General features: G+C 44.4%; 27 protein-coding genes. 12 read left to right on the top strand and 15 right to left on the bottom strand.

The window, feature by feature from the left end; genetic code table 11:
- Window positions 1-13 precede the first annotated feature (13 nt).
- Together J4N40_RS21085 and J4N40_RS21080 are read right to left on the bottom strand one after the other, a co-directional pair.
- Window positions 14-667, bottom strand: coding sequence for an isochorismatase family protein (locus J4N40_RS21085; protein WP_053307171.1), 654 nt, complete (start codon window positions 665-667; stop codon window positions 14-16).
- Window positions 668-699: 32 nt separating this feature from the next.
- A complete protein-coding gene (locus J4N40_RS21080; RefSeq protein ID WP_005373953.1) occupies window positions 700-1,425 on the bottom strand; it encodes an NUDIX domain-containing protein in 726 nt (241 codons plus the stop codon).
- Window positions 1,426-1,723: 298 nt separating this feature from the next.
- On the opposite strand from J4N40_RS21080, the gene pncB reads away from it, so the two are divergent.
- From pncB to J4N40_RS21060, 4 genes are all read left to right on the top strand, one after another.
- Complete coding sequence (gene pncB, locus J4N40_RS21075; protein ID WP_064369687.1) at window positions 1,724-3,034, top strand: nicotinate phosphoribosyltransferase; 1,311 nt, start codon at window positions 1,724-1,726, stop codon at window positions 3,032-3,034.
- 320 nt (window positions 3,035-3,354) lie between these two features.
- Window positions 3,355-3,714 carry a hypothetical protein gene (locus J4N40_RS21070; RefSeq protein WP_005373947.1) on the top strand — a complete coding sequence of 120 codons (360 nt, stop codon included), beginning with the start codon at window positions 3,355-3,357 and terminating at the stop codon, window positions 3,712-3,714.
- Between the two features lie 214 nt (window positions 3,715-3,928).
- A complete protein-coding gene (locus tag J4N40_RS21065) occupies window positions 3,929-4,447 on the top strand; it encodes a glycine zipper 2TM domain-containing protein (RefSeq protein ID WP_053307172.1) in 519 nt (172 codons plus the stop codon).
- A gap of 170 nt (window positions 4,448-4,617) precedes the next feature.
- Window positions 4,618-5,397, top strand: a complete 780-nt coding sequence (locus J4N40_RS21060; RefSeq protein ID WP_054730619.1) for a methyltransferase domain-containing protein — start codon at window positions 4,618-4,620, stop codon at window positions 5,395-5,397.
- 63 nt (window positions 5,398-5,460) lie between these two features.
- Here J4N40_RS21060 and J4N40_RS21055 read toward each other — a convergent pair whose 3' ends face one another.
- Window positions 5,461-6,342 carry a DMT family transporter gene (locus J4N40_RS21055; protein WP_005373940.1) on the bottom strand — a complete coding sequence of 294 codons (882 nt, stop codon included), beginning with the start codon at window positions 6,340-6,342 and terminating at the stop codon, window positions 5,461-5,463.
- Window positions 6,343-6,435: 93 nt separating this feature from the next.
- On the opposite strand from J4N40_RS21055, the gene J4N40_RS21050 reads away from it, so the two are divergent.
- The 3 genes from J4N40_RS21050 (at window position 6,436) to J4N40_RS21040 (ending at window position 9,943) form a co-directional block, all read left to right on the top strand.
- Window positions 6,436-7,320 carry a LysR family transcriptional regulator gene (locus J4N40_RS21050; protein ID WP_213889586.1) on the top strand — a complete coding sequence of 295 codons (885 nt, stop codon included), beginning with the start codon at window positions 6,436-6,438 and terminating at the stop codon, window positions 7,318-7,320.
- Between the two features lie 180 nt (window positions 7,321-7,500).
- Window positions 7,501-8,115, top strand: coding sequence for an outer membrane beta-barrel protein (locus J4N40_RS21045; RefSeq protein ID WP_005373936.1), 615 nt, complete (start codon window positions 7,501-7,503; stop codon window positions 8,113-8,115).
- A gap of 160 nt (window positions 8,116-8,275) precedes the next feature.
- A complete protein-coding gene (locus J4N40_RS21040; protein ID WP_054574527.1) occupies window positions 8,276-9,943 on the top strand; it encodes an ABC transporter substrate-binding protein in 1,668 nt (555 codons plus the stop codon).
- A gap of 75 nt (window positions 9,944-10,018) precedes the next feature.
- Here J4N40_RS21040 and ompV read toward each other — a convergent pair whose 3' ends face one another.
- The 4 genes from ompV to J4N40_RS21020 form a co-directional block, all read right to left on the bottom strand.
- Window positions 10,019-10,795 carry an outer membrane protein OmpV gene (gene ompV, locus J4N40_RS21035; protein WP_017635134.1) on the bottom strand — a complete coding sequence of 259 codons (777 nt, stop codon included), beginning with the start codon at window positions 10,793-10,795 and terminating at the stop codon, window positions 10,019-10,021.
- Window positions 10,796-11,016: 221 nt separating this feature from the next.
- A complete protein-coding gene (locus J4N40_RS21030) occupies window positions 11,017-11,550 on the bottom strand; it encodes a copper resistance protein NlpE (protein WP_005373930.1) in 534 nt (177 codons plus the stop codon).
- A 261-nt stretch (window positions 11,551-11,811) separates the two neighbouring features.
- A complete protein-coding gene (locus tag J4N40_RS21025; protein ID WP_250654491.1) occupies window positions 11,812-13,041 on the bottom strand; it encodes a quaternary amine ABC transporter ATP-binding protein in 1,230 nt (409 codons plus the stop codon).
- Entirely contained in the window at window positions 13,034-13,933 is a 900-nt protein-coding gene (locus J4N40_RS21020; protein ID WP_005373926.1) for an ABC transporter permease, read from the bottom strand. Before J4N40_RS21020 ends, J4N40_RS21025 begins: the two co-directional genes overlap by 8 nt.
- Before the next feature lie 500 nt (window positions 13,934-14,433).
- Between J4N40_RS21020 and J4N40_RS21015 the strand changes: the two genes are divergently transcribed.
- Genes J4N40_RS21015 through nqrM form a run of 3 tightly spaced genes read left to right on the top strand, consistent with a single transcriptional unit; the run spans window position 14,434 to window position 15,438 of the window.
- Entirely contained in the window at window positions 14,434-14,724 is a 291-nt protein-coding gene (locus tag J4N40_RS21015; RefSeq protein WP_005373924.1) for a DUF134 domain-containing protein, read from the top strand.
- Entirely contained in the window at window positions 14,721-15,227 is a 507-nt protein-coding gene (locus tag J4N40_RS21010; RefSeq protein WP_005387209.1) for a NifB/NifX family molybdenum-iron cluster-binding protein, read from the top strand. Before J4N40_RS21015 ends, J4N40_RS21010 begins: the two co-directional genes overlap by 4 nt.
- A 1-nt stretch (window position 15,228) precedes the next feature.
- Complete coding sequence (gene nqrM / locus J4N40_RS21005) at window positions 15,229-15,438, top strand: (Na+)-NQR maturation NqrM (RefSeq protein WP_017635136.1); 210 nt, start codon at window positions 15,229-15,231, stop codon at window positions 15,436-15,438.
- Here the strand turns inward: nqrM and J4N40_RS21000 are convergent.
- Entirely contained in the window at window positions 15,416-16,228 is an 813-nt protein-coding gene (locus tag J4N40_RS21000) for an aminoglycoside phosphotransferase family protein (RefSeq protein WP_213889583.1), read from the bottom strand. The two genes, nqrM and J4N40_RS21000, sit on opposite strands and share 23 nt — an antisense overlap.
- 187 nt (window positions 16,229-16,415) lie before the next feature.
- Between J4N40_RS21000 and J4N40_RS20995 the strand changes: the two genes are divergently transcribed.
- Window positions 16,416-16,610: a hypothetical protein gene (locus tag J4N40_RS20995; RefSeq protein ID WP_005373920.1), complete on the top strand. Its 195-nt coding sequence runs from the start codon at window positions 16,416-16,418 to the stop codon at window positions 16,608-16,610.
- A gap of 75 nt (window positions 16,611-16,685) precedes the next feature.
- On the opposite strand, the gene fusA is transcribed toward J4N40_RS20995, so the two are convergent.
- From fusA to J4N40_RS20970, 5 genes are all read right to left on the bottom strand, one after another.
- Window positions 16,686-18,710: an elongation factor G gene (gene fusA, locus J4N40_RS20990; RefSeq protein ID WP_025768000.1), complete on the bottom strand. Its 2,025-nt coding sequence runs from the start codon at window positions 18,708-18,710 to the stop codon at window positions 16,686-16,688.
- 293 nt (window positions 18,711-19,003) lie between these two features.
- Window positions 19,004-19,996 (bottom strand): N-acetyl-D-Glu racemase DgcA, encoded by a 993-nt coding sequence (gene dgcA, locus J4N40_RS20985; protein ID WP_222716443.1) that lies wholly within the window; start codon window positions 19,994-19,996, stop codon window positions 19,004-19,006.
- Between the two features lie 50 nt (window positions 19,997-20,046).
- Window positions 20,047-21,051, bottom strand: a complete 1,005-nt coding sequence (gene dgcN / locus J4N40_RS20980; protein WP_222716472.1) for an N-acetyltransferase DgcN — start codon at window positions 21,049-21,051, stop codon at window positions 20,047-20,049.
- Between the two features lie 101 nt (window positions 21,052-21,152).
- Window positions 21,153-22,034: a LysR family transcriptional regulator gene (locus tag J4N40_RS20975; RefSeq protein WP_213867566.1), complete on the bottom strand. Its 882-nt coding sequence runs from the start codon at window positions 22,032-22,034 to the stop codon at window positions 21,153-21,155.
- A gap of 154 nt (window positions 22,035-22,188) precedes the next feature.
- Complete coding sequence (locus tag J4N40_RS20970) at window positions 22,189-23,397, bottom strand: MFS transporter (RefSeq protein WP_062731075.1); 1,209 nt, start codon at window positions 23,395-23,397, stop codon at window positions 22,189-22,191.
- 201 nt (window positions 23,398-23,598) lie between these two features.
- Here J4N40_RS20970 and soxR point away from each other — a divergent pair, with 201 nt between their 5' ends.
- The gene (gene soxR, locus J4N40_RS20965; protein ID WP_213876835.1) at window positions 23,599-24,033 is read left to right on the top strand and encodes a redox-sensitive transcriptional activator SoxR; all 435 of its coding nucleotides are present in this window, start codon (window positions 23,599-23,601) and stop codon (window positions 24,031-24,033) included.
- A gap of 9 nt (window positions 24,034-24,042) precedes the next feature.
- On the opposite strand, the gene J4N40_RS20960 is transcribed toward soxR, so the two are convergent.
- Window positions 24,043-24,438, bottom strand: coding sequence for a DUF2391 family protein (locus J4N40_RS20960; protein ID WP_005373896.1), 396 nt, complete (start codon window positions 24,436-24,438; stop codon window positions 24,043-24,045).
- Between the two features lie 13 nt (window positions 24,439-24,451).
- Window positions 24,452-25,297: a tetratricopeptide repeat protein gene (locus tag J4N40_RS20955; RefSeq protein WP_005373890.1), complete on the bottom strand. Its 846-nt coding sequence runs from the start codon at window positions 25,295-25,297 to the stop codon at window positions 24,452-24,454.
- Between the last annotated feature and the right edge of the window lie 160 nt (window positions 25,298-25,457).

Genomic DNA, 25,457 nt, shown 5'->3' with positions numbered 1-25,457 from the left:
GTTACTATCGTTTCTAAGCGAACTTTTCTACGATGATGTCGTCCGCTTTTTCGACAAATAATGCGCCATTATCTCTGAGCTCTGTCAGCACATTCTCTACATTATCAGGCAGCACCGCACGAGTTGAAGCAAGATTAACTACCACATTGTAGCCAAGTTCCAGCGCTTGCATGACGGATTTTTTCACGCAAAAGTCTAAGGCAAGGCCACCGATAACTAAGGTATCAATCCCGTTGAACTTTAGAAATTCATGCGCGCCTGTCGTTTTGGTGTCGGCAATATCATGGAAAAAAATACCGTAAGGGTGTGCGTCAGGATCCATACCTTTATTAACTTGAAAATCATAGTCCAACACGGGTGGTAAGCCATCTAGCAGCTCAGAACCTGTTGTGCCAAGCACACAGTGACGGTTCCACTTTATATCCACATTCGGTAAACCAACGGGCTCAAGCATATTGGATGGCGATTCTGCATCCCACTTTGCTTTTGGTGGGTGTAAGTCACGACTGACCAGTTTTAATCGGCCTTTGGCATGATTGTTCAAAAGTTCCGGTACGATTTCCAACGCACCTGCAACGGGCAGTTCATCTGGACATAACTCACTAAAGCCTTTCTCTGGATCAACGTCGATCACTGCTGTAGTTTGATAGTTTACTCGAACAGTCATGGCAGACTCCTTGTCTGTCTGATTGTCTGCGTTTATCCACGCAAACAGTTTTGAAAAAAGGTTACTTCGTCGCTAGTCAGCGTATATACCATTGCGGGTTTTCCACCTTTGCCTTTGTTGGTTGAAGCGACTTTGTTAGTGGGTTTTAGTACGCCTGAATCTATCAAGCGGCGCTTAATCGTCATTCGGCTGATATCAATACCAAACTCTTGATAAGCAGAAATGATGTCCGCAACCAAAAACTCTTTGTCTAATGCAAACAAAAGAACCGATGTGTATTCAATGGATGCACGAAGCTTTTGCCACGCTTTTTCAATGGTTTTTTGATGATCAAATGCGAGAGTCTCTTCTCCATTGAGAATAGCCTGTAGCGAAAACCATTTAAGTTGGCATTCCGGTACACCTGCATTATTTATTTGCTCTACATTGTTACGATCAACTAAGGCGTAGTGCGTAATGTTTAAGCTCCAGTCTTCTGGATCGCGCTTTGGATCACCGTCGATAAACGCTTCGCTAAAATGGCGAGGGTAGGTATGGATTTTCTCACGGCAAATTCGGCGACGCGCCGCTTCAAAGTTTTCATCGGCCGGGCGTCCGCCTTCACTGGTTAAGTCTTTATCAAAGACAAATCCGCCCGGTAGTGCCCAGACTCCATGGTATGGCCGATTTGGATTTGAACGTTTAATCAACAACACTTCCAATCCCTTATCGGCACAGCCAGATAGCCTGAATGGAATAATGTCGACAGATACGATCATGGTTGGGTCCTAATATTGATTTGTAAGTAATCTAGCGCATAACAAGTGGTCAATCAATGGGTAAGTAACGAGTTGTTAGAAACGTTTTAGGTAGTGTTCGTAATACGATTTGAGCATAAATTTACGGTTGACTCTGACTTATTCACAATGCTTGCTCGAATTCTAGACAAAAAAACCTTATAAAAATGAGTGGTTAGTAACAAAAGTTGACAAACTATAGATGGGTGTTTATTGTTTACGCAAATTAGTTAGTAACAAAAAGTTATATACCCAGGAAGGGCATGTAGAAGGGCACCTAATGACCACCAAACTATTTTCTTCCCGCATCATTCAAAGCGCTTTGGATTTCGATGTCTACAAAGTCAATATGATGAGCGCTGTAACAGCGCTTTACCCTGATGCGATGGTGTCATATAAGTTTATCGTGCGCAGTGAGGAAGACCTCTCTGAGCTTTTGCCCGAGGTAAAAGCCGAAGTCCTTAAACTGCAAGATATTCAATTTACGCAAGAAGAAATTGAATATATTAAGCGTGTCGCGCCTTACCTGAATCCTGACTTTGTTGATGCACTGCGCCATTTCCGTTTCAACCCACAAAGTGATGTCTCTTTCCATAATAAAGCCATGGCTGATGGCTCAAGCCAGTTAAGAATTACCATTAACGGTTTGTGGCGAGATACCATCTTGTACGAAACGATCATCATGAGTATCGTGTCTGAAGTTCGTAGCCGTCAGCGTTGGTCAGATATCCCTGTTGCGCAATTTACCACTGTTTTAGAAGAGAAAGTTCGACACCTAAAGTCGGAACTAAAACGTCGTAACATTACTAACTTTAAATTTTCTGACATGTCGACGCGTCGACGTTTTTCCTTTCAAGCTCAGCGCACTATGCTGGAATATTTGTGCCAGGAAGTGCCGGAATGTTTGACAGGAACAAGCAACTATCACTTAGCAAAAGAGCTAAACTTGACGCCTATCGGCACGGTTGCTCATGAATGGTTTATGGGACACCAAGCTCTGGTGAATGTGCGAGATTCGCAAAAAGTGGCGTTGCAACGTTGGCAAAAAATGTTTAATGGTGCACTAGGTATTGCGTTAACCGATACGATTGGTATCGATGCTTTCCTTAAAGACTTTGATGAAGAACTAAGTAACGCGTACTTCGGTGTACGTCACGATAGTGGTTGCCCTTATAGCTGGGGTGAAAAAATGATTGCACACTACCAGTCGCTGAATATAGACCCATTAACAAAAACACTGGTGTTTACCGACGGACTTAACTTCGAACAAGCGTTAGATATTTGCGAGTATTTCCAAGGACGTATTCAGGTGAGTTTTGGTATCGGTACTTTTCTTGCCAATGATATGGGTGATTATGCCAATAAAGATGGTGAAGCCTACCAGCCACTTTCTATCGTGATAAAAATGGTCACGTGCAATGGTTCACCGGTCGCCAAAATCAGTGACGAACCTGAGAAAGCCATGTGTGAAGATATCTTCTTTTTGATGAATCTCAAGCGCCGCTTTGAACAACCTCTTGATTTAAATGAGTGTCGTAAAATGATCGATCGTTTAGAAACTGAAGGTCAAAATTATCTCATCGACGCGTAGGCGTTATCCTCTCTCCTTGATAAGCACCCTCTATCGTTACGACAAATTTATATAGGTAAACGTGGAGGGTGATTTCGTTATAGTAATATACAGAAGTAACCAGATACAGCGCAGGAAAGCACTCAAAAGTTGATGTGTTATCTGCCTTTGATTGGTGTAAATCGATACGTTACAGCATCGTGGACGGTGTATCTCATCCGACACTAAACTCAGTCTAATCACGTAGTTTATTCCCACGTACCATGAGCTCACTCGGGTATAGACGTCTATCTGCTTTTATGACTTTGGGCTTCACGTAGTTGCTTGAATCAGGAGTCAAAATGAACCTAGTAGTACATTTGCAAAAGAAAGCGATCCGAAAATATGGCTATGAGATGGCCACTCGCCAAGCATGGAAGTGTGGTATCAAGGCAAATCTTGTAAAGCGCGTGATTGGCCTTTTTAAAGGACAAATTGTTTGTGTGGTTGAAGGTTGCCGAGCAGAGTTTTCTTCTCCTCTTAATAACCCCCTTCACGAAGATGACAAGCAGGGGCGATATGTGTTTGTTGGCGGTGTATGCTGGGAACCAAATAACATTATAGCGCCTGGTTTCCCTGATTTTATGTTTATGCACGTGCGTAATCTAAGCCACCGCCATAAGTATTTAACGGATGACGAACTATTTTTGAGCTTGGCTTAAAAATAAATCTCATAGACTAGTCCAGCCCAATCATAATCAGTAGTGATACAGTTTTAGCTCTGTTGACACGTTGCTGAGTGTTTCTTGACGTATCTTTTATAAAACAGTGTTTCTTTACTTGTTAATGACAGAGGGTTTGTTTTCGTCTGATGTGATTTCCCTTTTGCGATTTACCATAACGCTCATTAAAGCAAACCATACTGGGATGTAAATCATGAATATGAAATCTATCGCAATTGCAATGGCAGTTGTTGCTGTACTAGCAGGCTGTAAAGACAAAACGCCACCAGCTCCAACTCAAGCAAACATTACTTTGGTTGAAGCGGTGACTGAAACGGTGAAAAAGCCGCACCAAGTATGTAAAGACGTGGTAGTAACCGAGCAAGTTGCCCCTGCGGATGACAATAAAATTATTGGTACGGTTGGTGGCGCAGCAGCTGGAGCCGCGCTGGGCAACCAAATCGGTGGTGGCTCAGGTAAAGTGATTGCAACTGCAGCTGGTACGATTGCTGGTGCACTGACAGGTCGTAAGATCCAGGAGAATGTGCAAAAAGGTGATGTAGTAACAACGACGAAAAAACAGTGTCATACAGAATATACGACATCTGATAAAGTAGTGGGTTACGACGTCACTTACGAAGTTTCAGGTGCACCAACGACGGTTCGTTTGGCGAGCAAACCAGCGACAAAAACGTTCCCAATTCAAGATGGTAACGTTGTTCTACCACAATAGTTAGCGACTTAACCGAAGCGATTAACAAGCCCTTTTATCTTTGAGATGAAAGGGCTTTTTCACATACGCGGCGTTTTCATCTGTTTTCCTATTGGAATGTGCGGCCAGAAATACCCGTTAATTTCCGCGTTCGATACAATCACTTTTCTAAAAGTACGAACGGAAAAAACATGGAAGATTTTTACCTGACCGAGCACGGTCTGGCTGGTTATTTCGAAGCTCAATGGTTCGACAAGTTCATTGAGGATCAACAGATTGAGATGATAACCAGTCGCTCAAAACAAGTCCCACTTTCTTTTTTGTCATCACCTCACTGCTCCCAAGTTGCTGATTTTATTGCGCAGGCGGTAATCGAAAGCAGCGTTCAGCCGTATTCCCTACTTGAGGTTGGGGCGGCGCTGGGAAGAAATTATTATGAGTTAGTGCAACGCTTACCTAACCTTAAAGAAGCGACGCTTGTGGAGCCTTCAAATAGGTTAATGGATGGCTTGAAGCAACTATTAATAGAAGAACAACGCGTCGAGCTTACTTACCTTCACGATGTGAACACCTTAAACACTTTAGAGGTAGAGAATAGAGATATCGTACAGAAATGTGCTCATGTTGATTTGACGCTAATTAACCAGCCTTTTGAGCTCGATACTCTCCAATCTCGCTTTGATTTAGTCGTATGTTTAAATGTGATTGATCAATGTGAGTCGCCACTTAGCGTGATCAATGCTCTAAAAAAAACCACCAAGGTGGGTGGGCTGATCGTTGTCTCTTGCACTTATCAGTGGAACGCGAAACACATCAAAAATAAAGAAGAGGCGGTTGATGATATCAAAGAATACTTTGCTGAAGGCTGGCGTCTAGTGTCGGAAGCCGAGCATGAATATCGCATCCGGTTTAATGATCGCTTTGCAAGGCAGTTTTTATCTCACGTAGTCGCTTACGTAAAAACCGATTAGAGCCACATAAAAAAACCGAGCACTTACGGCTCGGTTTTTTAGTCTTTGGGTTAGAGCACAACTTTAAGTAACGTGCGCTTCTTGTTGCTCTTGCAACTTTTTCTTACGACGTTCTCGTTTAGAAAGCCAAACCAGAGGCACAACAATCATAATGGTTCCTATTGCCATAAATATATCTGGCACTTCTCCAAACCAAATCAATCCCACAAACACGGCACCAATTAAGCCACTGTATTCAGCGCTGGCAATTTTGTTGCTATCGATCGAGCGGTAAGCGATGACACATGTTGCTGCATAAATCATGATGAACAGACTTGAGCCAGCAGCAACAGGGAAAGCACTCCAGTCCCAAGGTTCTGCTTCGATCAGAACAAGCAAGAAGGCTACTGGAATACCTGCCAAGTTTGTCATCAATAACGTTTGCATCACAGACTGATTTTTTGGCAGTTTTCGAATGAGCAAGTTATTGATTGCTAAAGTAATTGCAACAACTAAAGCTGAAATGGCTGCCCAATCGATTTGGTCTGGACGAATGATGACCAATACACCGGCAAAGCCCATTATCGCTGCAGCGACCGATTGCTTAGACAACTGTTCTCCAAAAAAGATTGCTGCAAGTGGCAACATGATCAATGGCGCGGCGTAAAAGATCGCGTTCGCAGTTGCGAGCGGTAAAGATGAGATCGCCAAAACCATGAATATTGCACCAAGTAACCATACGTGAGCGCGAACAGCATGCCACTTAAACCCTTCAAGAAAAGGCGCATTTTTTGTTAGCAGGTAGACTGGCAGCAGGAAAAGCACCGCTGATATTTGTCGGAAAAAGACAAATTGAAAAATAGGCACTTCATTTCCGACACTTTTAATTAAAGAGTCCGAAAGCACCGCAATGAGATTTCCAACAATTAATAGCAGCATCGCTGCTCCGACCGATGTAACTTTCACTTTTTCCTCTCCTCTTTCTTTGCCAAAGAGTAGGTGATGTCATAGGATGAAGTGAAGTGATATTTATTAGTTTAAGTATGAGATTTTTAGATAATGAAATTGCCACCACTCAGAGCTGTTCACTGTTTTGAATCTGTTGCCAGAAACTCTAGCTTTTCGCTTGCTGCTGAAGAACTCAATGTGACGCAAAGTGCCGTTAGCCACCAGATACGATTATTAGAAGATTATTTGGGTGAATCATTATTTATCCGTCAAGGCAGAAAGCTCTCTTTGTCCGATACGGGCGCACGCTATTTAGAGGATATTAGCCTAGCAATTAGCTCAATTGCGATGGCCAGCCAAAAGGTGCGAGAAGGGGACAAAGGCAGCATACGGTTGGCGATTTATAGCTCGCTTGCCGTAAAGTGGCTTATTCCGCGTTTGTCTGATTTTAAGCGCTTACATCCAGAAATCGACCTGACACTCAATATGGTCGTTGGTGATCCTGAACAGACAGACAGCGTTGGCGATTGTTTTATCACGGTAGAAAAGCCAAAGCGAAACTACATGTCGGTAAAGTTATACGCGGAGACGCTGTATCCGGTCTGCAGCCATAAAATTTGGAAAGAGTTGCAAGATCAACCGATTCCAGAAGCGCTTTGGCGATACCCTATTTTGTCGACAGACTCAATTTATCGAGAGAGAGGAAAAGATTGGGCTGAGTGGTGCAGAGCGGGCGGTTACACCTTGCCGAAAGATGTCGATGTTCAACATTTTAGTCATATGTTGTTGGCAATAGAGGCGGCGCGTTATGACCAAGGCATCGCATTTGCGAATGATTTTATGCTCAATGAAAGAGATAAAGCGCACGATTTGGTGTGCATCCCTTCTCATGGATTGGAAACCGGAGACAGCTTTTATTTTATTCATAAAAAGAGTCGAGCCAAGCAAGCGGAAATCATCAAGCTCACTAACTGGTTGAAGCAGCAATGCTTGTGAAATGACTAAATTGTCAAAATTAAGAAAGAAAGTGGCAAAGTTGTGTCTAAATATTTCATGTTTTATTGAGTTTTTATTCATTAACATCCACTTGGTTTTGAAACCAAGTGAAATGGATAGCATGGCATGCTTAAGGATGGGCAAAACACAACCTCAATAATTAACAGGCAGTGAAATACAATGTTTAAAAAAACATGGCTAATGACAGCCCTTCTAGCAACATGTTCTGTTGCAAACGCAGCTCCTTACGTTGGTGCATCTGTAGGTCAAGCATCGTTTGGTGATGTTAATGGCTCTATCAATGGTGGTGGTACTAACGCTAGCACTAAACTTAAACTTGAAGATGACTCAAGCCTTTCAGGCAAAGTATTCGGTGGTTACAAATTCAACGAATACATTTCTCTAGAAGCAGCCATTGGTGGTTACGATGCTTTAGACGGCAAAGTTGTTACTGTTGGTGATATGAAGTATCTATCGATTCAGCCAAAAGCGACTCTACCGATTGGCGATCGTTTCAACCTTTTTGCTAAAGCTGGTCTTTCTTACTTCAATGCTGAATTCAAAATTAGCAACTCTGTGATTGACGGTAGCGCAGGCCATACCACCATTTCTGACAGCACTGTAACAGGCATGTACGGTTTAGGCGCAGAGTTCGCTATTACTGAAAACTTTGCTCTACAAGTTGAATGGGAATACATGATGCCTGAGCTAGACATTGCGAAATTTGGCAATGAAAAAGTAACGGTTGATGCAGACATCAATGTATTCTCTGTAGGTATGAGCTACCGTTTCTAAGAATACTTATTCAAGTTACCTCTTGGCTTAGTAAACGTTTTTGACTTCTGTTGGTCGAGCTGAGTCCAAGCTTTGAATTTGTTTAGATATAGCACAGGAAGTTTAGTTGCTAAGCGTCCTGTGCTATTTTTTTGCTTTGGAATAACTCTTAGGAATCTTTGTGAACGATGTCAATCTTAGGTATCTGGATCTACTGTTAAAGCACTTTGAACCTCACCAGTATCACCTTGTTACGCTTTCTGAGCTAGAAGCGGTGATTTGCACGTCGAGGCGCAATGTTTCTATTGTGATGAAAAAGCTTGCCACTTACGATTGGGTCGATTGGCAACCTGCGATTGGCCGAAGTAACGCTAGCCGTCTCAGTATTAATATTTCCCTCCAACAAGCGATGACCGAGTTTTTGGTTGAGGAGCTTGGCAGAGGAAGAATGAACTCAATAACGAAACTTATTGATTGGTTCGGTCAAACCGCGGTTAGAGCACTAACTATCGCTTCTGAAAAAGTGAATCGATTGAATGAATCAAATAACGCTATTTTGATTTCTTCTTACCCTTGGGTATCCAAAATCGACCCTGCGAATACTTACCGTCACACTGAATTACACGTCGCGAAAAGCGTTTATGACGTATTGCTGACCCAAAATTCCAATGGTGGTATCGAGCCATCGTTAGCACACGAATGGAAAATGGAAGGCAAGGTAATGACGTTATGGTTGCGGCCAGGCATATATCGCCATGATGGCGAGCCCCTTAACATACAGGATGTGGTTTGGAGTATAGAAAGACTCAGGGAGATAAAAGGACCAGTTCACGAGCTCTGGCAATGCATTGATAGTGTGGTTGCAGAAACATCTAACTGCTTAAAAATTATATTGAAGCATCCGAACAAGTTGTTTCCATACATGCTAGCAACTCCTCATGCGTCTATTCTGTGTCGAGATGTCGTCTCTTTCGGTTCTAGTTATTCCTACCACATAGGGACTGGGCCATTTAAAATCAGCGGCTGGAACCAGGAGAGTATGACTCTTGAAGCGCACAAAGAGTATTTTTCAGCACGCGCATTGTTAGATCAAATAACGCTGTCTCATGGTGATGTTAAAACCTTAAATATGTTGAGCTTTAACCAAAGCTCCGATCACGTTGAAGTGGAAAAAATTAGCGCATTTTCATATCTGACCTACCGCGAACGCGTGGAATCCCAACTCACAAAAGAAACTTGGTATCAACTCGCTGATTACATCCATGTGCAAAAGCGAATTTATGATGCGCCAAGTGCCGTTGACAGCATTCAGTTAGAGACTCATGAGCAAGATTTATCAATAACAGATGGTGGTGTGATACCTAAACTGAAAGGTAAAGTGGTATTAGCTGAACCTGTCTGGACGATACCGAGTCTAATTCGCCATTCCGAATGGTTGCACAGTGTGATTCGTGCAACGGGATTAGAGTTAGAGATCATTGTTATTGATGACATTAGTTTTCCTGAGGTAGTGTCTCACCAAGCAGACTTGCTCTTCATTGAGGAAGTCATGGAAGCACCATTTGAATATGGCATCTTCGAATGGCTGTCGATAGCAACTGGACTGCGTTTTAGTTTTGATCAAAGCCAGATGTTAAGCCATAGAGAAAAGGTTCGCAGGGCGATGGCAGATGATCACTCGCTACAGTCTTTATTAAACCTAGAGAAAGCGTTGCGCGATCAGTACCTATATTTGCCTTTGTTTGTTGGCTACGAAGAAGTGACAAAAACACAGCAAGTGCGAGGTGTGCAGGTGAAGAATACAGGCTATAGCGATTTACATAGGTTATGGATTGCTCATTCACACTAGAGTCTGTGTTCAAGATTATGCAAATGTCCAACGCATAAAGCCATCGAAATGATGGCTTTATAAGGGCGTATCGGATTAGAAGTTGTACGACACACTTGCGCCAACAACCCATTGGTTTGCACTATCAACGATAGATGAGTCGCTGATACCGCTGCCTAGGCGCGTGTATTGTGTCATTTGGCTTACTTGCCAGTTGTCGTTGATTGGCATAACAAGTTTGTAGCCCACACCATAGCTTACCGTTGAATCACCTTTGTATGCTTTGCGGTTTGCGTTTGCTTCGCGTTGTTTTACACCAAAGTAGTAATCTACGTAGTCTTCACTTTGATAAGTTAGGTTAGCAAAAGGAACAAAATCAACACTACCGAATTTCATGATGTGGAAGTAAGTCGCGCCCGCTAAGTAACCTTTGTAAGCACCACTGATATCGTGCTGAAGGTACGTAGAAATGACGTTGTTTTGATCCAGTGTAAAGTCTGCGTTTAAACCTAGATCGACGGCGAAGCGGCGTTTATCTGTGCCTTTCAGGCTTTTCGCTGTATCACCGTCGCGCATTACACCGCTACCTACAAGGTAGGCACTCATGTTGATTAACTCATTGGTGTTACCGAAGAAGCGGTAGTTAATGCCACTTAGGTCGGCATTAAAGTCGTCACCATGGTAACCACCGTTGAGAATTGGTGCTGTATTATGCTTTTGATCTTTGAAAAGATCGCTGCCTTGAGCCACACCAGCTTCTACGTTCCAACCGCCTTCGTTGTTGTAGATGTTACCGTTACGAATGTAAGTATCGCCAGCGAAAGCTGAGCCAGCAGCTGTCAGAGTAAGTAGTGCAATTAATGTTTTTTTCATCATTTTTCCGAGTTGTTCTGTTTTGTTTTGAACACTGTACAAAATAACGTTGTAAGCATCTATCGGCAAAGCGTATGGAAATGTAATGAACAATCAGGGTAAGAAGCAGAATGTTGCTTCAGAATAGAAAGGTTGCTGGAATAGCGTTCGTTAAAATAACGAAAAATCCGAGCAGGGGTGGCTCGGATTTGGGGTATTTATCAGGTATTGATACTAACTTCTTACTGTTTCGTTAAGTTGTATAGTGGTGCTAGGTCACCCGTTACTTTTTCGCCATTCATGTCTAGCTTCATAAGTACGTTTTCACCAACAAAGTATTGGTTTGGTGCATCTTCATTTGTCAACGTTACGATGCTGCCATTTGCGTCCCAAGTGAATTGACCTTCAGATTTTGATTGACCGTCTTCTTTGTCTTGGTAGCTTTCTTCAAGTACGTAAGTGCCATCTTGATTTAGTGTGATGGTCATATCGATACCAGCACAATCCGCGCAAGGTAGTGTTCCTTTGTAGGTGCCGTTCCAGTCCAGAGCACTTTGTGCGTTGTGTTCAGAGTCTACAAATGTCTCTTCAGTAATTACCTGTTCTTCTTCTACTGGTAACGTGTCAATTGTCTCAGTCGTAACGTCTGCACTGGTGGTGACTTCAGTTTCCGTTGCCTGAGGTACTTCAACTGCGCTTGTTTCGGCAGGTTTCTCATCTTGACAGCCTGCAAGAATGATTACCGCGCCTGTTAGTGCCAACATTGTCTTTTTCATTTTATCCCTCTTTAAATCAAGATTTTGTATGAGAGTAATAGTAGACATTTATCGAGGATTTGCGTCATCAAAAAGCAATAGAATGATCTAACTATGTCAATAAAACCGGATATGAGCATGAAATTGTCAGGAAAATCAGAACAATGTAAATGTTGCTTTGGGTATCAAGCTTGAGCCCACAGATAAATATCTAAAAAGGGGAGTGGGAGCGAGTTAATTGATAACAGCCCACATTATTGTGAGTTGTATTATCAACATCATCTAAGAAACGTTATTGAAGCTTGAGCGTGAAGTGCCTCGTTTTGTGCTTCGTTGATCAGAAAACAGCTCTGCAATAACCTGACGATTTAATTCGCCTTTCAAATTGCCGTGCTTATCGATGACGGGCAGTGAATATTCACACGACATGACTTCAGTCAGCACTTGCTCAATGGCTAAATGTGGAGAGATGGTAGGCACCTCTTCATAGATATCATCACGCCAATCTGATAGGTGAGTTAACTTCGCTGCGTTTAGCAATCCTTGCTGTGTTATCACGCCTTGATAGCCTGCATTGGTCTCATGGTAGGCATAATCACGTTTAACACGTTTCATTTCACTCAGCGCATCTTCAATGGTTTCAGCGCGAACACAGTACGAAGGTGGCTGCATCAGCGTTTCGACCGTCAGTGCTCGCGCTCTATTGACGTCTTTTACAAAGGCTTCAACGTACTCATCGGCAGGATGCAGTAAGATTTCGTCTGGTGAACCTTGTTGGACCAGTTCACCGTCTTTAAGAATCGCGATGCGATCGCCAAGTCGAAGCGCTTCATCTAAATCATGAGTAATGAAAATAATGGTTTTGTGCAGTTTCTGTTGCAGCTCTACCAACTGATCTTGCATTTCGCTCCGAATCAGAGGGTCCAATGCTGAAAAAGCCTCGTCCATCAACAGTATTTCGGCGTCAGTAGCCAGTGCCCGTGCAAGGCCCACACGCTGTTGCTGTCCACCCGATAGTTGAGCAGGATACTGGTGCTTATAACCCGTCAGTCCAACGGTTTCTAACCATTCATTTGCTTTTTCTAAGCGCGCCTCTTTATTCATTCCCTGAACTTCCAAACCATATGCGATGTTGTCGATAACAGTGCGATGAGGCAGCAAACCAAAGCGCTGGAACACCATAGACATCTTGTGACGGCGAAACTGTTCAAGCTCTTTGTTCGAAAGTTGCATGACATCCACCCCTTCTACCAAAATCTGCCCCATGGTTGGATCGATTAATCGGTTGAAGTGGCGAATCATGGTGGATTTTCCAGAACCGGATAATCCCATAATGACAAAAATTTCACCCTTTTGAATTTGCAGGTTGATGTCTTTTAGTCCGACCGTGTGGCCCGTTTCCGTTAAAACCTGCTCTTTACTATGTCCCAACTTAACGCGCTCAATCACGCTATTGGGCTTGGGGCCGAAGATTTTATACAGACCGCTGATTTCGATAAGTGGACTAGTCATGTTTTGAGTCTCCTAAATGAGCTTGAGTGCGTTTCGCATACGCTTGTGAAGCACGATCAAAAAGGATTGCTAGGGCGACAATTGCTAAACCATTGAGAAGACCAAGAGTGAAATATTGATTGGTAATAGACTTTAGAACAGGCTGACCTAAACCTTTTACCCCAATCATTGATGCGATGACCACCATTGACAGTGCCATCATGATCGTTTGGTTAATTCCCGCCATGATGGTTGGCATTGCAAGCGGAAGCTGAACCCCAAAAAGCCGTTGCCGAGTGCTGGCACCAAATGCGGTTGCGGCTTCCAATACTTCTTTATCAACTAGACGAATGCCCAAATTGGTTAAACGAATAACCGGTGGAATCGCGTAGATCACTACTGCGATAAGGCCAGGAATTTTCCCGATGCCCAATAACATCACAACTGGAATGAGATACACAAATGCCGGCATGGTTTGCATGACGTCGAGTAATGGTGTTACCACCGACTGAATGCGATTAGAGCGCGCCATAGCGATGCCGATAGGGATACCAAGTGCGATGGCAAGCATAGTACATACAGTGATGATACTGAGCGTGCGCATAGTATCTTCCCACATTCCAAAATAGCCAATCAGAATCAGCGAACCAAAACATGCAGCGGCCAGTTTCCAAGAGCGGCTAGCGGCATAAACGAGAGTGGTGCAGACACCTAAAATAATGAACCAAGGTGTAGAAATCAGAAGTTTTTCAAACCAGACAAGAAACGCCAGGAGCGGATCAAACAGAGACTCAATGAGTTCACCATACTCGCGAGAGAAATCTCTGTAGGCGCCGTCGAGTGTTTTGCGAATCGCCCTGAGATCAGAGGCATCCATTTCCGGGAATTCGCTGAGCCAATTTGAGTCAGACATATGTACTTCCTTTTTCTGATATACCTAAGCGCTTTCAAGAAACTTAATTTGGCAAGAAGAGTAGGGCACCTAGGCCAAGTAATGGTCGTTCGACAGGTTCTGTATCGAAAGTATTACCCTTTAAGCTCAGGCCAATGTCGTCAAACTTCTCTTTTTCGTTCCTTAGGTATACATCCTTTTAAATAAAACAATCATTAGTGTTCAAACTAATGATTTGCTTGGATTATAGTTTTTCTTCTTCAATAAAATGAACACATTAGCGTGTATTTGTATGAAAAATCTGCGCAAACTAACGTTTTTATTATCCGGTTAATTAGAATTGATCTTTTTGTTCGTTTGTCATCAAAATTCCTAAATTATTAGATGTCTAATTAATGCTGATGTATTACGTATTTGTCGTGTTGATTTTTGCAAACTTAGTTTATTGGCATATGCTAAAAATGTTATTGGCATATGCCAGTTTAAGGCGTAATTTGACTCTGTGTTTTTGAGGGACAATGATGGCAAGACCAAAGATAGAAAGACGAATATGCGGACGTGCGGCTCACCACTGCTTTAAGCCCAATGGCATTCCATTTAATCAGTTGGAGCAAGTCGCCATATTACCAGAAGAGTTAGAAGCGCTACGTTTAGCCGACTTAGAGGGGCTTAGCCAGCAGCAAGCTGCGGAGCAGATGGGCGTTTCTAGACAAACTTTTGGTAACACAGTAAAAAGTGCAAGATTGAAAGTCGCAAAAAGTTTAGTTGAAGGTCATGCATTAGTTTTTCCGAATGAGGAGTCAAACTTATGATTTATGCTATTCCTAATGATGGTGAGCGGGTGGCAAACCACTTTGTAAAAGCACCATACATCGCTATTTATTCTGATACTGACGGTATGCTAAAAAACTTAGCGAACATTGCTTCTATGCCACAAGCGGGTTGCAATGCGAAGTCTCAGTTGATTCAGTCTCTACAAGGGTACAATGTGGATGCTGTTCTTGTGCGAAATATCGGTGAACGTGTATTGGCAAAGCTACTTAGCAGTGGCACGCCAGTATTTAGGCTGTCTACTCGTAGTTCATTGGAAGATGTGCTTGCGGTTCCAAGAGAGCCTTTGATTGAGCCCTCTCAAGGACGCCCATCAAACAATCATAAGAAAAGTGTTCACAAACAAAAAGGCGGCTGCGGCTCCTGTGGTTGTGGTGGCCAAAAATCAAAACCCTCCTTGTTGGCAAGACCTAAAGCGCTACTCAAAGCAACATCTAGCCCTGCTATACTTAAGCTAGAGTCGATGGCTAATAAGGCAGGTTAATATGGTTTGGTTATTTACCTTTCTTGGTTTTCTCGCAATCATTTTGTTGATGTCACTTGGCGTCATTTTTCACAACAAGCGCATTCAAGGGAGTTGTGGTGGTTTGAATAATGTCGGCGTTGACAAGGTGTGCAATTGTGAAACCTCATGCGCAGAACCTGAAAGGCGTTTATATCAAATCTCAGAGCCTAACTCATCACCTGAGCGCTAAGGCTTTTGGCCCATTTCGGCAAGGTTTGCCGAAACCAGTCCAAATACTTGCTGGTCTGCGGATTCTCTCTGGAGACCAGTATGTTGACTACCTCGACAACGATCCACGCTTTTGCTAGTCCGATATCGCGCGCCAATTCTGTTGTTTCACCTTTCTCTGCGCACTTTATATATTTGTCTGCTACGTTCAAGTAATCATCAAATGTGCCCATGCCCTCGATGAGCGGCGCTAAATCTATCGCGACATGCCCTGTAGAAAAGCGCTCCCAGTCGAACAGCACCAGCTCGCCATTTTGGCGCTGTCCCCAGTTTCCTGCATTGGTGTCTCCGGAGATCAAGTTCCGCCTATCAAAAAGGTGCGCCGATCGTTGTTGTAGCTGGTGGAAGAACTGTTCTGTCTCTGAGCCCAGTTTAAGTGTTGCGAGTGCTTGTTGGGTTGCATGTGGTGTCCACTGATGGCGGTGATAAACACCATCTGATATTGGTGGAAGTTGGTGCAGTTTGACGAGTTGTTCAATGACTCGATCATCTTCAAGTAAGAATGCTTGCTCGACTGCGTGGGGAACGTATTCAATGTGCAGAACGTTTTTCTGGTCGTCGAGTTGAATCAAGCGCGGTACGTGTATTCCAAGCGCGTTAAACTGCTCGGCATAGCGTTGATAAAACGCCACTTCTATTTGAGTAGGGTTACGTTTTTCTATTACTTGGACGCCATCTTTTTCGATGAGAAAAACTTTGGCACTGCCCATTTGGTTGAGTTCTTGTTGCGACACCGGACTTCCTGTCTTCATGTAGAGAGAGCTCACCTTAATCGCTGCACTCACGTTTGCCAATAGCCACGACAAAGTGCCTCAAAAATATTAAATGCAACTGTTTAAATATGATTTTGCTGTGAGTGTCTAAATTTTACACAGTCTCGCCTGTACTCCGATAAATTCGTTCTACGCTTACTATTCGTCTTAATAAAGGAGAACCAAAATGGCTGTAATGAAGCAGGATATTCCAAATCGTGTAACGGTTTACCATGACAATATCGATCAAGAACAAGAGCTGAAAAATGCGATGCTGCCAGAGAAACCGCGCTACTTTAACGGTGCTCCGACTTACAAAGCGAACAGCATCGAAGAGTTTGAAAGCAAAATCAGTCAGATAGGTTTGTCTCTCGATAAATAATTTTTCTTTTACCTAAAAGCGCCTTCAAAATGAGGGCGCTTTTTTGTTTATGTGATTGATTTGAATCTTAGGGAATTAACCTTGTTGTGTACTGCCTTGGCAGACCTGTTTTTGCACTGCTGGTGGCGCGGGCTCGTAATGGCTTAAAGTCATACTAAAACTGCCTTCACCACCCGTGATAGCTCGTAATCGACGAGCGTAATCTTGCAACTCGTTTACTGGCGATTTGGCTTTCAACAACGTGAATTGGCTATCAATCGGTTCGGTGCCTTCTATTAATCCTCGATTACCTGACAAATCCCCAGACACGTCACCGACGTTTGTGGTTGGGACGTGTAACTCCATTTGGACAATTGGCTCCAGCACAATAGGATCGGCGTTGTTAATCGCATCTAAAAAGGCTTTCTTACCTGCGATGACAAACGCAATTTCTTTCGAATCGACGGAGTGATATTTACCGTCATAAACGGTGACTTCCACATCCTTAATTGGGTTGCCAGAAATCGCGCCTTCCTCTAACGCTTGCAAAATACCTTTTTCTACAGCAGGAATGAGCGCGGTTGGGATGGCGCCACCCACCACTTTGTTGATGAACTTAAATCCGACACCACGTTCGAGTGGACGAACCTTCAATTGCACTTCACCAAACTGGCCTGCACCGCCACTTTGTTTTTTGTGTCGATAATGCCCTTCGGCAGGTTTGGTGATGGTTTCAAAGTATTCGACGCTTGGTTGGCAGGTTTCGACGTCCAGTTTGTACACGTTCGCCATCTTTTCTAATGCGACTTTGAGGTGAAACTCCCCTTGGCCGCTGATGATGGTTTCGTTGGTGCGAGCGCGATGTTCGATGCGCAGCGAAGGATCTTCACTGGCAATTTTATTCAGCACATCTCCTAATTTTTGCTCATCTCCACGCTTAAGAGGCTTCAAGCACAAAGAATACATGGAGTCAGGAAGGTCCAACGTTTTGAGTTGAACACCATCTTCTTCGTGAGAGTCATGAACGATTGAATCGAATTCGAGATCATCCACTTTGGCTAAAACGCAGAAGTCGCCTGCAAGCGCGCGAGGGATCTCGGTTCTATCTTTGCCCTGCAGTTGATATAAGTGCCCAACTTTAAATGCCTTGTTGCTTTCGCCAATATAAAGCTGGCTGCCCGCATTGATTTCACCCTGATACACACGTAAGTAGGCAAGTTTTCCCATATATGGGTCGACGCTGACTTTGTACACGTGTGCGACGGTGTGCTCTAAGGTTTCGCAATTTACTTTGATTTTTTTGCCGTTCTTTTCCAGTAGAGGAGGGTTACCCTCGTTTGGCATGGGCATGATCTCCGCCAAGGTGCGCAGCAGCAACTCGACGCCCGCGCCGGTTTGTGCTGAGACAAAACAGACCGGAATCACATGTCCAGTTCTCAGTGCTTCTTCAAACGGATCATGCAGTTGCTCTGCGGTGAGTTCGGAGCCTTGTTCCAGATACAGTTCCATCAGTTCTTCATCGACTTCGATGACTTGGTCAATTAAGGTCTCATGAGCTTCATCTACCGTTGCAAGTAAGGTTTCTCGTCCCAATTCTGGTTCGAAATAGCAGTCAACTACAGATTCCCCGTCAGCCGAAGGTAAGTTGATCGGCAAGCAGTGGTCACCAAAATGCTCAACGATGTTCTCCATCAATCTTTCTAACTGACTACCGTGGTTATCGAGCTTATTGATGATGATCATCTGACATTTTTGCTGCTCTTTTGCAAAGGTGAATAAGCGATCGGAAGTTTGGTTAAGTGGTGTTTGAGGGTCGATGACAAGGGCGGATGTTTCAACGGCAGGAAAAACGCTGATAGTACGGCCAAGTAACTCGTTTTGTCCCGGAGTGTCGATGATATTGAGCCGGTGTTTATTCCAGCGCAGTGCGACTGGCGTTGCTTCAATACTGTGTTGATATTGGATGGATTGAGGGTCGAAGTCGGTAACAGTATCGCCTTTTTCTACGCTGCCTAAATGGTGGGTGGCATCGCAGGTGAAGAGCAGTTTTTCTATCAGTGTGGTTTTACCGGTCCCGGTTTGACCGACAAAAGCGATATTGCGTATTTTATTGATAGGCATAAAGCCTCCTTGCAAGATGGCGTGAAAAACCTACGAATTGCTAGGAAGTGGGTTGTTATAGAAACCCACGCACTGCATTGGAGTAGGGCGGGATTACCGCCTATTCGTTTTCCACGTCATTTTCCGGATGACTCGATGCATAAGACCACCTTCTTGGACTACTGGAATCTTAGCATGCATCAATAACCATATAATTTATGTGACTTATTTCATGATGGGGCTGATTGTTTTTTAATCGAGATCATAAACTCAGAGGTTCTGACTTTTGGAGCAAAACCTCTGGATTGTTTAGGCTATTTGGAAAGAACGATTTCGCCGTCGCAATAAACCAAGCTTGGCGTTACATCTTGTCCGAGCAGCACCGGGCCATCAAGATCGACAACGCTTGCCTGAGCAGCAATGGGTAAGGCAGCACGCATCGCAAGCGACGTCCCCAACATACAACCGGACATGAGGCTAAAACCGAGTTTTTGGGCGTCGTCGGATAATAATAGTGCTTCAGTGAGCCCGCCAGTTTTATCTAGCTTAATGTTCACCATTTCATATTTGCCAACCAACTGATGCAATTGCTCTCTGGTGTGACAACTTTCATCGGCGCAAAGTGGAATGGGGTGCGGAATGCTGGCGAGTACGTCGTCGCAGTCTTGTGGCAACGGTTGCTCGATCATGGTGATATTAAACGGTTCGAGTTGAGCAAATACCGTCGCGAGGTCGAGGTTTTGCCACGCTTCATTCGCATCTAAGACAATTTGTGCGTGCGGCGCGGCATCGCGTACTGCTGCAACGCGCTCAATCACGTTTTCACCATCCAGTTTTACCTTAAGCAGTTTTGCGCCTTGGCTAAGGTAAGCTTGTGCCTGTTTTGCCATCGCTTGCGGCTTGTCGATAGAAACCGTCATCGCCGTCACAATCGCCTCGGGTAACGTAAAGAGGTCGTGAACCTGCTGCTTTTGGCTCAAAAGCGCGTGAAGATGCCAAAGGGCGCAATCCAATGCATTTCTTGCCGCCCCTGCGGGTAATAACGATTGAAGCTGGCTTTTGAGAACCATGACATCAGCTTCGCCTTTGGCATACAAACTTTGCAGCTCATGCGCGGCGTGAGAAATCGCCTTAATCACCGATTCAACCGATTCACCATAACGAGGGTATGGCGTGCATTCACCTTGGGCGATCATGCCTCGATGTTCAATTGTCACGCGGACTACGTGGCACTCTGTCCGACTGCCGCGAGAGATGCGAAATGGTGTCGCCATGGCAAGCGTGACAGGTTCTACATGAATTTTCATCTCACTAGTTTTCCCTAAACCACAGTTATTTTCTAAACCGTAAATGTTTCTTAAATCGTAAGGAGCCTATCTGCAACCGCATCAACGCCAAAACGTACAGGGTCGGTGACGGGCACTTGGTATTTGTCGCTCCAATCCTGGCATAACTGGGCTGCATCTTCTTCGCTGAGCGCCGAAGTGTTTAAGCAAATACCCACTAATTGAGCGTTTGGATTTGTTAGGCGAGCAGCGGCCAGATTCGCTTCTATCGTTTGTTCAATAGTTGGCAAGCTCGCATGTGGTAAGTTGCGGATGTGCGGGCGACCAATCTCATGGCACAGTATCAGAGCGTCAGCTTGTGCGCCGTGAAGTAAGCCCAAACTTACGCCAGCAAACGAAGGGTTAAATAACGAACCTTGCCCTTCGATGATGTCCCAATCGTGATCGGTGAACTCAGGGCTGATCGTTTCTACTGCGCCGGAGATAAAATCGGCAACTACGGCATCAATTGAAATGCCACTGCCTGCGATGAGAATTCCAGTTTGACCCGTTGCTTTGAACTCTGCGCGACAGTTTTTACGCTTTAATGTGTGCTCAATGGCGAGGGCAGAGTACATTTTGCCAACGGAGCAATCTGTTCCTACAGTAAGTACTCGCTTGCCTGCGCGAGCTTTGCCATTGCCGACCTTGAGCGGGGCATCATAATGGCGAACATCATACAGTTTGGTTAATCCACGTTGTTCTAGATCGGCAAGAGGAGCAAATTCCGCCAAACGTTGGTGCATGCCCGATGCAATTTCAAATCCCATCTCTGCCGCTTCAAGTAAGGTTGCTTGCCAAGCTTCGGGAATGACGCCTCCTGGATTTGCCGTGCCAAGCACCAGCGTTTTTGCTCCTTGCTGCTGCGCTTTTTGTAGTGTCATGTCGGTTAAACCAAGCGATACGGTTTCTGGCGTCAGGCGGATTTGGCCAAGACAAATCTCAGGTCGCCATTGATATATGCCACGCGCGGTTTTTGCTGCGAGTGGATCGGTTACGTCGCCAAGAAAGAGTAGGTAAGGTTGAGCAATTTGCATGATGGTTCCCTTCGTCATCGTTATTGCTCATTAATGTAGCCAGACTGATTTAGGAAACCGAATGCTTATTTGTTAGGCAGGTATAACTTCAGGTTATACCTTTAAACCATCTGTTGTTTTAGGGCGGTGATAAATTGCTTTGTCGCAATGGATTGAGGTGTGTGCTCTGCGAATAAAATAGAGACAGAGAAGGACATATTTGGCTCCAAAGCATGCACGGAAACGGCATTATCTTGGCGATATTGTTTTGCAGTCCAAGGGTCTACAATCGCGAATCCTGCTTCGTTTTTCACCAGTTCAGCCGCCGCGGAGTAGCTGCGGACGGTAATGGCATGTTGATAATGCTCGTCACGCGCTGACAAGGTTTGATGTAACAGCAAGCCCAGAGGGTCTCGGCTATCTAAACCGATAATGGGTAAATCGTGACTGATGAGTTCTTCTAAAGTGACGGTTTTTTCTGTGGGTATCGCTGCGCTTTTAGGAGCGATCAGTGCTAAGTTTTCTTTCAATAACACGTGCCCCATGATCGCTGGTGGCGTTTCTTCACCGAACGCAATGGCGACATCCAATTCATGTTTCAGTAAACCTGAGCACAGCTCATCGCGATTAGCCGTTGAGAGCTCAAAGGAGATGCCGTGTTCTTTCGACAGCAACGCGACAGTCGGCGCTAACAAGTGTGCGGCCAAAACAGGCGGAGCACCAACTCGTAAATGTTGAGTTCCCTGTTTGACTTTGTTGGTCAGAGAGCGAAATTGTCCGAGTTGTTGATAGACTTTTTCAGCCTCTGGCAATAAGGCTTTGGCTTCTTGAGTTGGAACGAGACGGCCCTTTACACGCTCAAATAAAGCGAAGCTCAGTTGTTGTTCTGTATGGGCGAGAACTCGAGTGACATTAGGTTGGGAAACGTGCAGTAAGCGAGCCGCGCCTGACACCGTTCCTGCTTGCATAATGGCGTAAAAGACTTCTAATTGCCTTAAGTTCACTGCGATTTCCCTCTGCTTATGTTGGTCACCTCAGAATACCCAACCTTGCTGATAAGCGATAGAGGCAAAAGTGCTAGCGTAAAAAATAGGAAGACGATGTTGGTTGCCTTCCTATCTCGCTTTTTCAATTTCTCAACTTCTCAATTTCTATGCTTCACTTTGCTGCTGCATGAAGGGGCAGGTCGTTAAACGGCTCGACGTCTCGGCTGAGTAATCCCATCAAAATCACTGCCAATACCATGACAGCGGCTGCGATTGCAAAACCGTATTGTGTTAGTTCGTAATGACTCAATATTGCAATCAGGACGTAACTGAGAGATTGAATGGTGGTGGCAAACATGCTGATGCCGCCATCGACGCGACCTCGTTGATGAACCGCTACGGTGTGATGCATCCAGTTGACTCTCGCAATGCGATTTAGCGCGTTAAATACGCCAAACAGCGCCGTAAACAATAAGATGGTCAGCGGGCTCATCGCAAAACTCATCCCGATAAGCGCAAAAGAGACCATAACCATCGAAGCGAACATAATGTGGCTATGAGAGGCACGGCTTAGCACTTTGGTGACAATAAAGCCGGTTAGCAACGAGCCGAGGCCAAAACTGATGTTGAACCCTGCAAACCAATCGCCAGAGATGCCTTGTTCAGAAAACCAAATCGGCACCAGTTTGCTCAAATACGTCAATGCAGGATAAGAGAGGCAAGAGAGCAGAATAAAGCCATAAAATCGGGGTTCGAGACGGAATATTTGTTTGCTCTCTTTGAGTTGCGCGATGAAAGCAACGGATTTTGACGCCCTTAATTGTTGGGTATAAGGCGTCAGAATATAGAACATCGCTGCTAATGCAGAGGCGCTGGCCGCAAACAAAGCAAACTCTTTCATACCCCACATTTCAAGCAAAACAATACCCAACGCGCCAGCTCCGAGGGTTGTGGATTGCATTACAATTTCTTGCTGACCCGAAATTTTCGCATACTCATGGTGCTGATAATTTTCTTGGGTGAAGGCGTTGTTGGTCGTCCATGCAAAATTACTCGAAACCCAATACACCAGTTGCGCAAAAGCCAGCAACCAGTGTGACTCAAACCCTAACCAATAAGCAATGAACACCACCAAAGCCATACCCGATTGAATCCATTGATTGAGCACGAGTAGTACTTTGCGTGAATGTCGGTCAATTAAAGTGGAAAAGAAAGGCGTTGCTAGAAAAGAAATCGCGGTGCAGCTCAGAGAAACTAAAGCGACGAATGTACCCATGTTAGGTTCGGAAAGCATGACCCATGGCAGCGCCATCATGAATAAGCCAGAGGAGATACTGTCGAAGAAGCGGCCAGCTAAGTACGGCTGAGTTTTATTTTTCATTATGTTTGCCTCTAACTCCCGATGTATTTCAAAAGGTTGATGTCCAACTGTCTTGTGTTTAACAACCAAGTCGTTCGCGCTGAACACATTATCTTGAGCTCGCCGGGGTTTAGCGTTAATTAAGATGGTGCAACTTTAAAACCTCAAGTAAACTTGAGGTAAAGCGTTTTTTTAACAAAATTGATATACAGGGAGTCAAGGATGGAAATCAGCGTAGGAGAAGTGGCAAAACGTTCTGGAGTGAAAGTATCTGCCCTACATTTTTACGAGCAAAAAGGACTGATTTCGAGCTGGAGAAATCAAGGTAATCAGCGTCGCTACCATCGCAGTGTGTTGCGCCGTGTTGCGGTGATCAAAGCAGCGCAGCAAGTTGGGTTGTCGTTAGAAGAAATTAAACATGCGTTAGATGAACTGCCGAAACACCAAGCCCCTAACAAAGCGCAATGGGAAGAAATGGCAAGCCATTGGCATGAACAGTTAGAACATAAGATTCAAAAACTTAAAGCGTTGCAAAACGATTTAGGAGGATGCATTGGCTGCGGGTGCTTGTCGTTAGAAACCTGCGCACTGCGAAACCCAGAAGATGTATTAGGGAAAGACCACTCGGGGTCGAACTTAACGTTAGATGAAGAGTAGCGATTATCTCTATTCTTTGTCGAAACTGTCGACTACGATCGCGCCCATCGAAGCAGGCATTGTGATGACGATAACGCGTTTTATCGCAACCAAAGGCTCATTCATGAGTGGCAGCTTATCAAGACAGAAAAGAACTAACGCTACCACAACGGCCGCAATGAGGTACGCGATAACCACACGAAAAATAAAGATGGATACGCGATTCTTGATGTGGCTTTGAAACACGCTTTGATACGCGAAAAAACTGAGGAAAATGACAGAAAGACTTAACAGCATGAGCAAGTTTGCCATTGGTAGGCTCTCACCCAATCGCCACGCTTCCTCCGAAAATGAGATCGGGACTGCTAGGGCAAAAGCGCCAACCAATACTTGGCTAGCGTCTTCTAGATTAAAGTGGCTGCTCATGCTGTTTATTCCATTATTCGCTTGCTAGATGTAAGAGCTTTTCAAAACGCTCATTACCGTGCAGCAATTCGAGGTCTCGTTCTTCGGCAAGTAAATCACGAATGGATGGGCTGTATTCAATTGCGCGTTCCAAGTCTTCAATAGCTTGCTCTTCGATACCAAGGCGAGAGTATGCACACGCGCGTTGATACAGTGCAGGGCCGTTGGTGTAATCGACTTCAAGTACGCGGTTACAAATGCTAAGTGCCCAATGGTATTCGTTGATTTCCATCGCTGCGTCGGCTTTGTACGTCAACGCTTCTAAATCACCTGGACGAATTAACAAGATTTCATCATAGATTTCGATACGTTGCTCTGGAGTTTGAGAGCTTTGTGCACGTAGCCATAAGTTATGGATCTCGTTGATTTTCTCAATTTCTTTGTTGTTTTCACTGATAATGCGAGTTTTGCGTTTTAAATCTCGCTCAAGGGCGACAAACTTTTTCTCGTATTCTTGGGCGATCTTCTCCAATCGTTTATCAGCCATCTCTTTGGTGTTGTGTTTAAACTCACGCAGAGATTGCCATCCGACAAAGGCAATCAGCGATGCGACACCAGCAATGATGTAGAAGAAGTATGTAACGGTCACGTTGGCATAGTTCAACGATTTATCTGCGACCGTTAGCTCGCGATCGGTGATCTCTGTGATCATTCGCTTTTCTAGGCTTTGATAGTCCTGACGCAGCGCTTTTAGTTCATCTAAAATATAGCGTTCCATTAATGGTCTATCTAACAGATCCGATTCTGAATACTTTTCCTCCGATGCCATTGTTGGCAAGGCAAGTATCAGCGAGAAAAAAATACCAATAAATAAGCGCATATAACGTCCTTTCACGAGAAGAGTACAGATAGACCATGCAACAATAGCAAATAGCACAAACGTTTAGCAAAGTTATTACAAAAGAAATAACAGTCGTCTACGTAGAAGTCATATTCTTGTTGTTTTTCAGCTTGTTCCTGGTGGTTATTTGTTGTGATAT

Source organism: Vibrio sp. SCSIO 43097, assembly GCF_023650755.1.
GTDB classification, from domain to species: Bacteria; Pseudomonadota; Gammaproteobacteria; order Enterobacterales; family Vibrionaceae; genus Vibrio; species Vibrio alginolyticus.
This window is presented reverse-complemented; position numbering and strand designations above follow the sequence as displayed.